The sequence below is a fragment of the Methanospirillum lacunae genome (assembly GCF_003173355.1).
Classification (GTDB): domain Archaea; phylum Halobacteriota; class Methanomicrobia; order Methanomicrobiales; family Methanospirillaceae; genus Methanospirillum; species Methanospirillum lacunae.
Genome location: NZ_QGMY01000005.1, coordinates 21,942 through 36,276 on the forward strand (window position 1 = coordinate 21,942; position 14,335 = coordinate 36,276).

15 protein-coding genes are annotated in these 14,335 nt (G+C 47.2%); 7 read left to right on the forward strand and 8 right to left on the reverse strand.

Translation table 11 applies throughout. The features are described 5' to 3' along the window. Nucleotides 1-22 precede the first annotated feature (22 nt). Both DK846_RS05740 and DK846_RS05745 read right to left on the reverse strand, forming a co-directional pair. On the reverse strand, nucleotides 23-1,792 hold the full coding sequence (locus tag DK846_RS05740) for a ribosome biogenesis/translation initiation ATPase RLI (protein ID WP_109967985.1): 1,770 nt from the start codon (nucleotides 1,790-1,792) through the stop codon (nucleotides 23-25). Between the two features lie 6 nt (nucleotides 1,793-1,798). Next, complete coding sequence (locus DK846_RS05745) at nucleotides 1,799-2,167, reverse strand: EMC6-like membrane protein (RefSeq protein ID WP_109967986.1); 369 nt, start codon at nucleotides 2,165-2,167, stop codon at nucleotides 1,799-1,801. 58 nt (nucleotides 2,168-2,225) lie between these two features. On the opposite strand from DK846_RS05745, the gene rqcH reads away from it, so the two are divergent. Together rqcH and DK846_RS05755 are read left to right on the forward strand one after the other, a co-directional pair. Then, nucleotides 2,226-4,121, forward strand: a complete 1,896-nt coding sequence (gene rqcH, locus DK846_RS05750) for a ribosome rescue protein RqcH (RefSeq protein ID WP_109967987.1) — start codon at nucleotides 2,226-2,228, stop codon at nucleotides 4,119-4,121. Nucleotides 4,122-4,133: 12 nt separating this feature from the next. Further along, on the forward strand, nucleotides 4,134-5,159 hold the full coding sequence (locus DK846_RS05755; RefSeq protein ID WP_109967988.1) for an mRNA surveillance protein pelota: 1,026 nt from the start codon (nucleotides 4,134-4,136) through the stop codon (nucleotides 5,157-5,159). Nucleotides 5,160-5,184: 25 nt separating this feature from the next. On the opposite strand, the gene DK846_RS05760 is transcribed toward DK846_RS05755, so the two are convergent. Beyond that, entirely contained in the window at nucleotides 5,185-5,976 is a 792-nt protein-coding gene (locus DK846_RS05760; RefSeq protein ID WP_109967989.1) for an exodeoxyribonuclease III, read from the reverse strand. 22 nt (nucleotides 5,977-5,998) lie between these two features. Continuing rightward, the gene (locus tag DK846_RS05765) at nucleotides 5,999-6,721 is read right to left on the reverse strand and encodes a TIM barrel protein (RefSeq protein WP_109967990.1); all 723 of its coding nucleotides are present in this window, start codon (nucleotides 6,719-6,721) and stop codon (nucleotides 5,999-6,001) included. 164 nt (nucleotides 6,722-6,885) lie between these two features. Between DK846_RS05765 and DK846_RS05770 the strand changes: the two genes are divergently transcribed. Beyond that, entirely contained in the window at nucleotides 6,886-7,077 is a 192-nt protein-coding gene (locus DK846_RS05770) for a DUF1858 domain-containing protein (protein WP_109967991.1), read from the forward strand. An 89-nt stretch (nucleotides 7,078-7,166) separates the two neighbouring features. On the opposite strand, the gene mch is transcribed toward DK846_RS05770, so the two are convergent. The 4 genes from mch to DK846_RS05790 form a co-directional block, all read right to left on the reverse strand. Next, nucleotides 7,167-8,114: a methenyltetrahydromethanopterin cyclohydrolase gene (gene mch / locus DK846_RS05775; RefSeq protein ID WP_109967992.1), complete on the reverse strand. Its 948-nt coding sequence runs from the start codon at nucleotides 8,112-8,114 to the stop codon at nucleotides 7,167-7,169. 78 nt (nucleotides 8,115-8,192) lie between these two features. After that, nucleotides 8,193-9,317: an ORC1-type DNA replication protein gene (locus DK846_RS05780; RefSeq protein WP_109967993.1), complete on the reverse strand. Its 1,125-nt coding sequence runs from the start codon at nucleotides 9,315-9,317 to the stop codon at nucleotides 8,193-8,195. 127 nt (nucleotides 9,318-9,444) lie between these two features. Beyond that, on the reverse strand, nucleotides 9,445-10,611 hold the full coding sequence (locus DK846_RS05785) for a cofactor-independent phosphoglycerate mutase (protein ID WP_109967994.1): 1,167 nt from the start codon (nucleotides 10,609-10,611) through the stop codon (nucleotides 9,445-9,447). Beyond that, nucleotides 10,608-11,546 (reverse strand): NAD-dependent epimerase/dehydratase family protein, encoded by a 939-nt coding sequence (locus DK846_RS05790; RefSeq protein WP_109967995.1) that lies wholly within the window; start codon nucleotides 11,544-11,546, stop codon nucleotides 10,608-10,610. The genes DK846_RS05785 and DK846_RS05790 overlap by 4 nt, the downstream gene beginning before the upstream one ends. 39 nt (nucleotides 11,547-11,585) lie before the next feature. Here DK846_RS05790 and DK846_RS05795 point away from each other — a divergent pair, with 39 nt between their 5' ends. The 4 genes from DK846_RS05795 to DK846_RS05805 all read left to right on the forward strand — a co-directional run bounded on the left by DK846_RS05795 (nucleotide 11,586) and on the right by DK846_RS05805 (nucleotide 14,300). Next, entirely contained in the window at nucleotides 11,586-12,482 is an 897-nt protein-coding gene (locus tag DK846_RS05795; protein WP_109967996.1) for a methanogenesis marker 12 protein, read from the forward strand. 96 nt (nucleotides 12,483-12,578) lie between these two features. Beyond that, nucleotides 12,579-12,782, forward strand: coding sequence for a hypothetical protein (locus DK846_RS05800; RefSeq protein ID WP_109967997.1), 204 nt, complete (start codon nucleotides 12,579-12,581; stop codon nucleotides 12,780-12,782). Next, the gene (locus DK846_RS17435; RefSeq protein WP_146201149.1) at nucleotides 12,782-12,925 is read left to right on the forward strand and encodes a type II toxin-antitoxin system VapC family toxin; all 144 of its coding nucleotides are present in this window, start codon (nucleotides 12,782-12,784) and stop codon (nucleotides 12,923-12,925) included. Before DK846_RS05800 ends, DK846_RS17435 begins: the two co-directional genes overlap by 1 nt. A gap of 406 nt (nucleotides 12,926-13,331) precedes the next feature. Then, nucleotides 13,332-14,300, forward strand: coding sequence for a ligand-gated ion channel (locus tag DK846_RS05805; RefSeq protein ID WP_109967998.1), 969 nt, complete (start codon nucleotides 13,332-13,334; stop codon nucleotides 14,298-14,300). The last annotated feature ends 35 nt before the right edge of the window (nucleotides 14,301-14,335 follow it).

The following is a 14,335-nucleotide window of genomic DNA, read 5'->3' on the forward strand; positions in this document are numbered from 1 at the left end:
ATCTGAAAAAAGGGAGTAGTAGTTATTCGTCAGGGTCCTGGTAGTAGTATTCGCCCTTGCCGATCTGTTCACGGTCAAGGAATGATCCAGGTTTATTGATTCGTGGGCGTCCGCTCTTATCGCGCCTGAATGTTACATTCAATTCCTTAAGGAACCGGTTCATACCCTCACGCATATCAAATGGTCCGGTAGCACGACCTTCAACTCCCGGAGTTCCTTCAAAGACAAGCAGACGTTCACTGATAATATCAATCACGTAGATATCGTGATCAATTACCAGCACAGCAGCTTCTTTCCCTTCAATTCTCTGTCTGAATACCTTGGTAAGTTTCATCCGCTGCTCTACATCAAGGTGGGCACTTGGCTCATCAAGCACATAGAGGTCAGCATCCCGGGAAAGACAGACAGCGATTGAGACACGCTGAAGTTCACCACCTGAAAGGGTGCTCAACGGAGACTGAAGGATTGGTTCAAGGGAGAGTGGTTCAATGATATCATGCTGGTATCTGCCAGAGTCAAATGCCTTGGTTATTTGTCGTAGAGTGAATTCTACCGTATCGGTTGAGTCAGTCTTGACATATTGAGGCTTATATGATATTCTGACTGTATCAGTCATCTCACCGGTGTCAGGTTTGACTGCACCTGCCAGAAGCTGGGCAAAGGTTGATTTTCCAATACCGTTTGCGCCAACCACTCCGATAACTTCACCAGCCCTGATATCGCCACCATTTACCTGCAGTGAAAACCGGTCAAATTTCTTTGACATGACCGGAATCTGCATAAGTTGGCTCTTTTTGGCACCCTCATCATGAGTCCTGACCTCAAAGGTTACCGGATAATCACGGATCCTGACATTTTCTTCTGCCAAAAATCCATCAAGGTACTGATTAATACCAATCCGGACTCCCTTTGGTCTGGTAATGATACCAAAGACTGCAGGTTTACCGTATGCTACATGCACTGTATCAGCAAGCATGTCAAGAATGGCAATATCGTGTTCGATAAGCACGATCGGCTTTTGCTCTGCAAGTTCTCTGATTACCTGGGCAGCAGCCATCCTCTGGTGAATATCAAGGAAGGGAGTTACTTCATCAAGGAAGTAGAAGTCTGCTTCGCGTGCGAGGGCTGCAGTGAGTGCAACCCGCTGGAGTTCACCACCAGAAAGCAGTCGTATATTCTGATCAAGAATGCCAGTCAGAGAGAGTTTCTCAACATAGTGTGAGAGCATTTCCCGTTCATCGGTAGTCTTCAGAAGGTCTTTGACTAATCCGTTGAAGACTTTCGGAATTACATCAATGTACTGAGGCTTGACTGATACCTTCACTCCACCTTTTGAGAGCAATTGGAGGTACTCAAAAAGTTCTGTACCGGTGTACTTCTTGAGGATAGACTCCCATTTAGCCTCTTCATCGAAGAATCCCATATTCGGGATGAGCTGGCCTGAGAGGATCATCACAGATGTTGATTTTCCAATACCGTTGGCACCAAGAACACCGGTCACCTTTCCCTGAATCGGTGCCGGCATTCCATAAAGCACGAAACTATTGGGTCCGTACCGGTGTGTCGGATACTCGAGTTCCTCAGGAAGGGTGATGATATCGATGGCTTCAAAAGGACATTTCTTTACACAGATACCGCACCCGACACAGAGTTCTTCGGAGATGAAAGCCTTTCCTTCTTCATCAAGAAGAATAGTCTCATCACCGGTTCGTACCCGGGGACAGTACAGGATACACTCGCTGCCGCATTTGCGTGAATGACAGCGATCTTTATGAACTACCGCTATTCGCATATGTTATCAGGCTGCGTTCATGGCTGTGCCGGTGAGGAGGATCGTCCAGGTCACGAACCAGAATGAAAAAGTCATAAAACCCTGGTAAAACCAGTCTTTCTTTTCGAGGGTGTACCGAAGCCGCAATGCCATAAAGACATGTTTCTGTATCATAATGGCAGCGATAAGAACAAGGATTGCAAATATTCCTGAGCTTGACCCGGCTGACTGTGTTGCCATTCCTTCAAACATAAAACATATTAGACCTGCGAAGAACCCGGCAACTACGGCGATGATTGTCCGGATAATGCGCCCGGTATAATCGTCAGGTTCAGGAACGGACACAGGCGCGGCATCTATTGATTCCGGAGCAGTCTGGAGCGATTCTTCCGTCATTCGGGTACCCACTTGTCCTACTTTTTTAGTCTTGAGTCCATATGTAAGTTAGTATTATATGGCAACTCAGCAGGGTATGAGTGGCGTGGATCTCGTTGCGGTAACTGCCGAGCTGCGGCGATTATTACCGTTATGGGTCCATAAGGTGTACTTGGGAGAAGACCGGATTGCTGGCATCCGGATGAATACAAAAGAGCGGGAGAAACGTACACTTCTGATAGAGCCTGGAAGAAGGCTTCACTTGGTCCCTGAAGTTCCTGAGTTTCCAATCATTCCTCCGGCCTTTGCCATGCTGCTGCGCAAATATCTTGTTGGTGGTAGAATTCTTGACATCAGACAGCGTGGACTACAGAGGACTGTAATCATCGATATTCAGAAATCTGACCAGGTATATCACCTGATCATCGAGGTTTTTGATGTCGGAAATATCATCCTCTGTAATGAGGATTACTCAATCGTCCAGCCACTGACCAGGCAGAAGTTCAAAGACCGCGATGTCCTTCCCGGTATAGTCTATTCGTTTCCCCCTCATGATGTCAGTCTACAGACCCGTGATGAATATATTGCCATGCTGAAGGCAGATGATCGCGACATCGTGAGGGCTCTGGCGGTCGGATCATTTCTAGGAGGAATGTATGCCGAGCAGGTATGCCGCACAGCAGGTATTCCCAAGGAAACTCCTGCTGCAGAGGTAGATGGTGGTATTGTGTATGATGCAATTCATGCTCTTTTGGCAGAGGCACAGGATCATCCTGCAGCAGTAATTACAAAGAGCGGTTGTCATCCGGTGATCACTGCTGACCCTACATTGCAAGGTCCGTTCAAGTCATTCAGCGATGCCCTGGTTGTCTACTATCCGAAAAAAGTTAGAGAGATCAAAGAGGCAAAACCAAAGATCTCGCGAGAGGAACGGATCAGGCGTCAGCAGGAAGAGTCTGTTAAGAAGTTTGAGAGACAGATCAAGCGGTATGAAGAGATCGTAGAGAAGATCTATGAGGAATACTCGTTTGTCCAGGAAGTTATCACTACCTTGAGTACTGCATCGAAGACGAGATCCTGGCAGGAGATTGAAGATATTCTCAAAGCTGATAATCAGGGTGTTGGGAAACGGATAAAGCAGGTTTTTCCTGCAGAAGCTGCAGTGGATCTGGATCTCGGGATCCTGGTAAAGATCTTTGTTCATGAGACTGTTGAGCAGAATGCCGGCCGTAATTATGACCAGATCAAGAAGTTCAAGAAGAAACATACCGGTGCCAAGGCTGCAATGGAGAGGCAGATCCAGCAACCGGTAAGAAAGGCTGCCGGTTACAGTAAACCCAAGAATAAATGGTTTCACCGGTTCCGCTGGTTTTATACTTCTGATGGTATCCTGGTTATTGGAGGTCGTGATGCAGGCCAGAACGAGGACCTTGTCAAGAAGTACCTTGAAGGAGGAGACACCTTTCTCCATGCAGATATTCATGGAGCCAGTGTTGTTGTCGTGAAAGGGAAGACTGAATGTTGGGATGAGGTCTCCCGGTTTGCAGCCGCATACTCTGGAGCATGGCGCTCCGGATTTGGTACCGCTGATGTGTATGCTGCCCGGCCTGACCAGGTCTCAAAGACAGCCGAATCCGGGGAATATCTCTCCCGTGGTTCTTTTGTGGTCAGAGGCGAGAGACAGTGGTTCAAATCTGTTCCCCTTGAAATCGCGATAGGGCTACAGAAGAAACCAGAAACCAGGATCATTGGTGGACCGGCATCTGCTGTGCAGAGTCGGACCGACTTCTTCCTGATGCTTTCACCTGGAACTTTTGAACCAAACGATGTAGCAAAAAAGGTTGTCCGTGTGCTCCGTGACCGCCTTCCCATGTCTGAACAGAAAGCACTCAAGTTTGCACTCAATACTGAATCGATTGCTGCCTTTGTCCCACCGGGTGGTTCTGACATCAGGGAAGAGGTAAAGGATGCCTGATATGAGAGGGGCATGAAGGCAGATATTGGTGAACTTCAACGCTCTTTCGGAGAGATTAAACTCTTTCCCGAGTCTTCAGACGATCTCTGGCACCTGAAACATCTCATAATCCCGGGTTGTCTTGTTTTTGCAACAACCCTTCGCAGTGTGGAAGGAGCGACCGATAAAATTCGTCCTGAAAAGCAGGAAAAGCGTCCGGTACGACTCGGTATCAGGGTAGAACAGGTCGAGTTTCATGAGTACGCGATTCGTTTGCGGGTCTTTGGTCTCATTGAACAGGGAGTAGATGAGGGATCACATCATACCCTGAATCTTGAGCCTGGGTATGAGATCTCGGTTATCAGAACCTGGTTTCAGGCCGACCTTGACCGGATAGAACGGGCAGTGAAGAGTGCAGGTGCAGAAGCTGTTCATATCCTGGCCATTGAAGAGGGTGATGCTGAGCTCTACCGGATGCACAGTTATGGGCCTCGTCAGATCTTTTCACTCACAGCCGGGAGTGGGAAAGGTATGGAATGCAGCACCAGGCAGGATCTCTATGATGCTGTCATTGCAGTACTTGAACCGGTGACCGGTCCGCTCGTCATCGCAGGTCCCGGTTTTATCAAAGAGGATTTTGCCCGAAGACTCAAAGCTCTGCAGCCAAGCCGGGCAGGTGCTCTTCTCGTTATTGAAACCAGGCGCAGTGGCAGAGGAGCGGTCCAGGAGGTTATCGGTCAGGGTGTGCTTGAAAAACTCACCGGTGATCTGCAACTTGCACGGGAAGTCAGGTTTCTTGATGAACTCATGGCCAGGATTGCGAAAGGTGAGCCTACAGCGTACGGTATGCAGGAGGTCTCTGATGGTGTAAAGTTCGGGGCAGTAGAGACACTCCTCATTGCCGATACCGGACTTCATAACCAGGAAGTCACAGCCCTGGTCAGTGAAGCAGAAGATATGAGGGCTGATGTTGTGATCCTTTCTACTGAATTTGAACCTGGTCAACGGCTGGAGAAACTTGGCGGTGTGGCTGCACTGCTCAGGTACCCGATTTCATAGAGCCGCACACCAGGAAAGATGGGGCTTAGAATGAGAGAACAAGTTCAACAGGGCAGTGATCTGAACCCATTACATCACTTCGAATAAGAGAGGCTTCCACATTATTTCTCATCAATTCGTTGACAAAAAAGTAATCTATACGCCAGCCGACATTACGTGAACGCGCTTTAGTTTTATAATCCCACCAGGTGTAATGCCCCCCTTCACTTTCAAAGAGCCTGAAGGTATCAATGTACCCTGCCTGCACGAGTTCATCAAGCCATCTTCGTTCAACTGGGAGAAAGCCAGAAACGTTCTCATTCTCTTTTGGCCTTGCAAGATCTATGGAAGTATGAGCTGTGTTCACATCTCCGCAGATGACAATTTTTTCACCGGCTGCACTGCGTTCTTTGACATGATTCAGGAAAGCGTCATAAAACCTCAGCTTGAATGCAAGCCTTTCCTCTGATGCACCGCCGTTTGGAAAATAGATTGTGTAAAGAGTGAACTCGGGGTACCTGGCAACGATCGTCCGCCCTTCGTGATCAAATTCATCGTGGCCAAATCCGTATGAGATCTCCTCTGGTTCACGTCTGGAATAGAGTGCAACCCCGCTGTATCCTTTTCGCTCTGCCGGGTTTAAATAAAAAAAGTAGCCCCCTATCCGTCCTAGTCCCGGGGGAAGGCTTTTTGCATCAACCTTGGTCTCCTGGAGCCCGCAGATATCTGGGTTGTCATGAATGAGAAAATCCTGAAATAATTTGTTATCCAGGATTTCCTTACCTGCAATAGCACGAAGTCCGTTCACATTCCATGAGAGAATCCTGTATCTGGTCATAGATATATTTAGAAAATTAATATTATCCGATTCCAAACTCGCGAAGTGCTCTGACGCTGTTGTATGCACCCCGGTAGGTTGGAACATCCACAACGCCCTGGGCACCATGGGCGTACATGGCCGTGGCAATCGTGCTGAAGTTGATAGATCCTTTCCCTATCTCCTGATGCTCTTCAGAGATACCTTTGCAATCATACAGATACATGTACCTGCTCGCCCCGTCGTGCAGGAACTGGGGAAGACACCCGTTTACATGGGCATGCCCGATATCAAGAGCCAGAGGTACCTGGCTGACCATCCCAAGATCCTCAGGTGTTCTGAGCAGATAATGTGCCCATCGTCCGGTGTTCCTTATCAGGAACCTGACCCCGTACTCATCGGCTGCCTGAATAAGATCCCGGCTTGACCGTGAGAGTTGTTTGCGTGCCTGTGCAAACTCTGAAAGCGACGTCAGATATCCGGGGTTGACGATGACATCAGCATTTACTTCAGCTGCTAATGTAAATCGTTCTATTACAACAGCAACGGACGCCTGCCTTACCGGCTCAAGAATACTTGACAGGTTGATATCAAACTGAGGAAGCCTGATTGAGTACCGGTACGGAAACGACTCAAGAAGGCTTACCGAGGGGATGCGATGTACTCCCCCATCAATTATCTCGACTCCCCTGGTAAGCGATCCCAGATTCTCAAGCGTAACCTCAAGCGGAGAATCCTTTAAACAACGGGTGGATATCCAGAGCATAATCTATGTACAGGTATCAGCTAGGGTGACTGCCCACCGAGTACCTTTCTCCTGATGTTTTATGTGATCTTCAGGTATCAATCTGTTTCGTATTAATTCTGATAATTGAGTCAGAGGATCCTGCACCGTATCTTTTTTCCGTAGTGATCTGCAACATAGTACACATGGCATTAAATAAGGACTCAACAATCCTTGAAGTTCTTCAGGAAAAACCTGATGCCGGTGCAGTTTTTGCACGGTTTGGCATGGGCTGCGTCGGATGTGCAATCAGCCGTGGTGAAACTGTCAGCGAGGCTGCTGCCGTTCATGGCATTCCTCTTGCAGATCTTCTCACTGCCCTCGGTATCGAGGCATAACCCTTTTTTTGTTCTCTATGTGAGTTACATCTCGTTAAAGGATGACGGTTTATCTGGTGGTATCAAAAAAAGAGGTACCTGAAATATTTTTACAGGTATCCGAAGGACTTGAGGACGACATCAGGATTGACTGCCCCAACATGGTACACCTTGCCTTCAGTCAGTTCATTGATAGTGACTTCGGCTGGTGAGAAGAGTGAGGTATCAATCTGGTAGAAATCAAAGTTTGCTTCCTTGAATATGTCGTAGAACGGTTTGCCGTATCCCTTTGACTTGTTGCTTGGAATCTTATCGAGGTAGTCCTTGATCTCCGGTGCCTTCATAGTCAGGTTGATCTGGCCATGGTAGATGGTTGCATCATTGGTGGTGCCCATCGCCTTGGTTGCATCTGCCTTTACCGGTGGAATAGGTGCACAGCCGATTGCTGCTGTGATCTTCTTGGTGTCAAAGCCGAGTTCATTCAGCTTGTAGATTGCAGTCTCAACACAACGTCCTGAAACCTGGATGGAACCGACAATGGATGCGGTTGGTGCGACAACTGCACAGAGGTTCTCAACCTCGATACCACATTCCTTTGCGATCTTTTCCATGACTTCACCGTTTGGCAGATGATCTGATTCGAGTGCGATGACTGCATCGTCGCTCTCATCTTCGTATCCGATGACCTCAAAGGTGTGTTTTGGCTTGAGTGCAAGTGCACGTGCAGGACCTGAACCCATAGCAAAGTAATTGTTTACCTTTACTGTCCATCCGGCCTTCTGTGCGCCAAGACAGGAGATTGCAGGAAAGTCAGTGCTGACTTCGATGAATGGCATCGGCACATCCTTGATCTGCCCCATCCTGAAGTTGACTTCTCCAAGACCTCCCATACAGATCTCGGTAAATGCCCGACCTGCTGCATAACCTCCAGCTACAGACACACCACAGTCCACAATCTTGGCACCATTGTCAAGTTCATGGTATGCGACATTAAAATCTTCAGAATAGTTTGCGAGATTATCGAATATCTCAAGAGCTAATTCATTAACACTTATCACGTTCGAACCCCCATGGAGTACACTTACATCTGGGATGGAAGAGTATTGAAGACTTCGATTCCCTCTTTGAACGCCCTTTTATAGATATAAAAGAATTTTATCAGGATCATACCGGAGATTGATCAGGCGTGTCCGTCCTCTTCCTTCCTTGAACTGAAGATTCAGCAGACGGAGGCTGTCCAGTTTCTGGACCATTTCATAAAATGATGTATACCCGATTTTCAGGTCCTTTTTTGCAACCTCGAAGAGATCGCCGGTTGTAAGCTGCTCATCAGCCTTTGATGCCTTTGCAATCAGTTTAATGAGATCTTTTTCTTCTGTACTTAAGGATTTGAGGCTGTACTGGAGATGGACATATTTTGAAACTTTATATGCTTCTCTGATATGCTCTCTGCTGATCTCACGTTCTGCTGCCATCTCTGCATTGAGTGCAGAGCGTTTCAGCATGTCAATGCCTACCCTGAGATCTCCTGCAGCCATCGTATGGGCAGTGATGATCCTCAGCATATCATCAGGAAGAACACCCGGATAAAATCCCTGCAGTACCCGTTCACGAAGGATGTTAAAGATTTCAGCCTCTGCATAAGGAGGGAAGTAGATCTCGGTTGGGGAAAATACTGACCTGACCCTGCTGTCAATTTCCCGGGAGAGATCAACCTCCATATCTGAAATGATTACGATGACCCCGACTCGCGTTCCCGGATATGCCTCATGTGACCTGAGGAGAATGTAGAGAATCTTGTTGAGTTCATTCTCAACCATCAGATAGTTTGCATCATCAAGGGCAACAACCACAACCCGGTTCTGCTCTATCATTGACTGGGCAATAGACTCAAAAACCCTTTTGAATGAATTTCCTGCAGCTGAAGGACCATGGCCTGTAAGTTTTTTATATATCTCTGAAAGAATTGAGAAGCGGGTATTTTCTATCTGACAGTTTACCTGAACCGGGACCATCATGGAATCAATGTCATCGAGATCGGAGAAGATCTTCCTCACTGATGTGGTCTTTCCAGTTCCGGGCGTTCCCTTGATGATGGCGTTGAGTGGCCTTCCTCCTTTCAGCCCTGGCCTCAGCAGGAACGAAAGTTCGCGCATCTGGTTTTCACGGTAATTAAACTGATCAGGAATATAATCTATCTCAAAAACGTCGGGGTCCCGGAAGAGGGTCTCGTCCCACATCAGTAAACTCTTCTTCGGCATTGCTTCCCCTTTATATAGCGGCCGGATATTTGTCTGAATAAGGCCGGTGTTGATGATGTATTGGAGGCAGGATGACTATATTCTGTCGGTTAAATCTGATTATTGGAGACTATGCTATCTGTTCTTCTCATGAGAGGAGCAAAGGGAGAAGGTCTGTCCCTTTCATCGTTCCAAAACCACCAGATACAGCTTCTGTCTCTGAGAATCTGGTGCATCCGTCTGTCTTTATTCCTCTGATAGCAAAGGGAACCGGATCCATGGTGTGTGTCTTCACTCGTATCGGGGTTGGATGATCAGGCAGAACTGCAATCCTTCCATCAAACTCCTCCATGATGGTGCCAAGCATGGCATCCACCCGCTCGATAGCAAGAATCTTCTCTTTTAGATCTCCCATATGGCCTGCCTCGTCAGGAGCCTCGACATGGAGATAAAGAAAGTCCAAATGCCTGAGCGCATTTATCGTATACCGGGCCTTTGCATTATAGTCAGTGTCAAGAAATCCCGTTGCTCCCGGCACCCGTATGATCTCCATCCCTGCATATTTTGCGATACCATTGAGGAGATCCACTGCTGATATCATCCCACCAGAAATTCCCCATCTTTCTGAAAAGTGTGAAATTTCCGGTCTCTTACCGCTACTCCAGGGCCAGATGTGTGTTACCGGTTTTTTTCCTGCAGCAATCCGCTCCCGGTTTACCGGGTGATCAGCAAAAACCCTGCTACTGATCTCCATGAGAGTGAGAATAAGTTCACAATCAGGTCCTTTTGGCAGCCAGGTCTCGATCTTCTGATCAACGATATCATGGGGAGGTGTAGACTCTACTCCGCCTCCACTCGGGATGACCATCAGGTTCCGGTAGCTGACTCCGGGGTAAAAAATTGCAGTTTGTTGATTTGTACGTATTATTTCTTCGTTCAGGCTCTCAAGCAGTGCTGCCCCTTCTTCACTACTGATATGTCCGGCAGAGAAGTCAGTCATCACTCCGTCTGTAATGGTAACAAGGTTGCATCGGTATGCCATATCAGCAGGTCCTAGGTCGATACCCATACTTGCAGCCTCCAGAGCACCTCTTCCTGTATAGCAGGTTTTCACATCATACCCGAGAACACCCAGATTCGCGATGTCACTTCCCGGTTGATATCCGTCAGGAACGGTTTTTAGCAGGCCCATCGCACCTTCCCGTGCAATCTGATCCATAAACGGGGTTTCAGCCACTTCAAGAGGTGTCTTTCCCCCGAGTTCTGCTATCGGCTCATCTGCCATACCGTCCCCGAGGACGATCAGATACTTCATTCCTGCCCCGAAAGTGCTGCCCTGACTGCCAGCCTGACGCTCTCATGACTACCAATCGTTGGTGTGTATCCGAGAGACTTGAGTTTTTCAACCGAGAGTTGCATCTTTGGAACATCTCCGACCCAGCCCCTGCTTCCTCCGGTATACTTATAGGAGACCCCTGCAAGACCTGCTTCCTTTACCAGGATATCAGCAATGGTGGTCACATCGATCCAGTCTTCTGAGCCGATATTGTATGTGTTCACCTGATCGTTTGCATGGGCAATCACGTATGATATTGCTGCGACACAGGCAGTCACCTCAAGGTATGATTTTGTCTGTTTTCCATCCCCAAGGATCTCAAGTTCTTTCGGATTTGCCCTGAGTTTTTTGATAAAGTCAGTAATAACCCCGTGACCGCTTCTCGGACCGATGATGTTTGCGAATCTGAATATGTATCCCCTGACTCCGAAGCTGTGGCAATATGCAGATATCAAGGCTTCACATGCGAGTTTTGCTGCACCATACACTGATACCGGTTCCATGGGGGTGTAGGTTTCAGGTGTCGGGATAACGGTTGCTTCTCCGTACACGGTGGAAGTAGATGTGAAGACGATCTCAGGGATTTTGTGTAATCTGATCGCTTCGAGCACCCGGTGGGTTGCGATGATGGTATTGTTGAGTTGTGCGTCAGGGGTTACTGCACTCTCCCGAACATCAGGATCTGCGGCGATATGCCATACCCGGTCAGCTCCTGCACATACATCCTGCCATCCGGGTTCGAGCAGATTTGCCCTGATAAATTTAACAGCTCCTGAATCGAGGTGTCTGCTAATGAAACGCAGGTCTCCGGCAAGGAGGGCATCGATCACCACAACCTCATCTCCCTGCGCTACGAGGTGATCAACGATATGAGATCCGATGAATCCGGCTCCGCCGGTTACGATACTACGCATTCATACAAATATTCCTCTCCTTCTACCTAAGCGTAAGCCATGTTCATAGGGATCGATCACGGAACAACAGCCATGCGGTTTGCAGGAGCGGATGCCTGTTTTAAAATACCGCGTAAGGAAGCGACCGGATTTAACATGACCGATCTCGCACGCCTCACTCCTCATAATACTCTGGATGATATTGAAGGGATTGCAGTAACCTACTCGATGGGAGATAACTTCTCGGCAATTACAAACATCGAGAATCTGAAAAACCGGGGCCTTGTCAGCCGGGAGGGCGCCGGTGAACATACCGGTGGTGGTACCCGGGTGTTCGATGAGATTAAGAGAAGTGGCATTTCTGCAGTAGCCATTCCCGGGCTTCACCGTGGTTCTCCCACTGATCCCAGATTCAAGGCCTATTCCCATCAGGCAAGTCCTGAAAAGATTGGGATTGCTTTTGAAGTGAGCCGGCATCTGGGGCCTGACTGCATAATCTGTGATATCAGCTCCAATACTGTTTCATTGCTGGTAAAAGACGGACGTATTGTTGGAGGACTTGATGCCTGTCTCTTTGCACCTGGCAGGGTTCATGGTGCACTTGATCTTGATGCTATCAGGGCAATTGACACCGGAACTATCTCTGCAAATGATGCCTTTCTGCAGGCAGGTGTGGGAAAGACGTTGCCAGATGATCAGCAGATCCCTGCCCTTGCCATGTTTGCAGCAATGGAATGTGCATCTCTGGCTCTCTTATCTCCCGGAGCACCGGTTGCCCTTTGTGGAAGTCTAGCAGAGGCAGTGGAACCGGGAGTGACCCAGCTTCTTGGTACCCGGCCCCTTGTTCTTGATGAGTGGACTGCAGCACGGGGTCTTGCATCGATTGCAGAATCGGTTTTCAAAGATAAGGTATCTGATATTATTGGAATTCCGGTGGATCTAACTCCAATCAATTGAGGAGTTTTTTGTTCCCTCATGTATGGTTACTTGATAAACATTGATAACCGAAGGGGATACTGAATAAAGTGAACAATCTATTGGTTGTGATAAGATATGATTGAGGATATTCAGTATGTGTATAATAGTACCGGTCAAAAGACTGCAGTTATTGTTCCCATAGAAATCTGGGAGAGAGTCGGAGACATCCAGCCTGGAAAAAGAACTCATGATCTAACTCGATATTATGGTGCATATCTTGATTATATCTCCGAATCTGATACTGTTGCCAAGGTGGTCAGGGAAGACTGGGAACGTTAATGGATCAGTACCTTATCAATACCAATATTCTCGTCCATATTCTCACATATGATATCCCTTCTGAAACCAATTCACGGATGAGTGAGATTTACTCTGGCGGTTTCTCGATCTCAATTATATCAAAAACCGAATTGCTTGGATAAAGGAATAATACCCCTGATGGGCATGCAACTGCCTGAGAACTGATTCAAAAGGTTGACATCCCCTTTTGATCAGGTTGCTGATATCGCAATAAACCTACGTCAGAATTATTCTATCCGTCTTCCTGATGCGATTATTGCCGCAACTGTAACTATATGCGGACAATTTTGGTTACTAGAAATGTGAAAGATTTCCGGGGAATTGAGGAACTCTCGATGCACAATCCTTTTGGATAAGTTTTACACTTAAGTTTTTTTGGTCGACTGCTTACTCTGACAGTCTTTGCCTTCTTATTAGATACTTTATACTTTAGCTGTGTTTAGTTACCCCTTTATCTTTCGGGATCACCTATTAACTTTCAGGAATCAGGTATCAGTTCTGAAAAGCGACATTTTGGAGATAACTGCCATGTCGGGTAGATACAAATCAGGTGTCCAGAAAAAAATTTTATTATCTTTCTCTCTTCTTCTCCTCGTACTGGCACTTAGTACCCAGGTATCTAGTACAGTGCCTGATCCGGCAACAAACATGACTGTCCCCCATGCGGTAATCACCGTGGGTGTCTATGTGATTGATTTCAAGCAATTTGACATTCAGGAAGGGACATGTGAGGTCGATTTTTATCTTCACTTGGAATCAGACACACCGGTCACCATCAATGATATCGAACTGATGAACGGGGATATCATTTCAGCAGATCTGACTCACAGCACACCAAATGACAAGTTCTACCGGGTGCATGCAACTGTGAGCACTGATCTCACTCTCCAGAATTATCCTTTTGATTATGAGACCATCAGAATTGAGATAGAACCTAAAGATCTCTATGAGAATGAAGCAATTTTTGTCATTGATACCATCAAAACAGGTATTGACCCGTCTGAAAAGATAGATGGCTGGTCTTTTGTGAACGTGAGCTCAAAAGTTGATAGCCAGATCTTTCCGGGCGATGGGGCAGCATACTCCCGGGCTGTCTTCAATTTTACGATGAAAAGAGAAGCCCTCTCTAATGTACTGAAATTCTTTCTGCCCATATTTCTCATTGTCCTCGTCTCCCTTTTTTCATTATTGATGAAAGTGACTTCCCGCCTGAGCCTGAATTCCTCCATGTTTCTTGCAGCCGTCCTTATTCACTGGCGTGTTGTCAGTGAGATTCCGAACCTGTCGTACGGAGTTTTTCTTGACATTTTTATGGTCATCACGTATGCGACCCTGATAATGGTGTTGATATCAGGAATCCTCAGAATACATTTCACAGACAGTGGCAAGATAACTCAGGCTGAACTGGTGCACCGCATTTCAATATGGTTTATCCCGGCCTTTTGTCTGTTGAATTATCTCTGGCTTTTTTATACCCTTCGCACTGTAACATCCTAATATCCGGTTTCTGTTAATAAATGAGCCCTTTATCA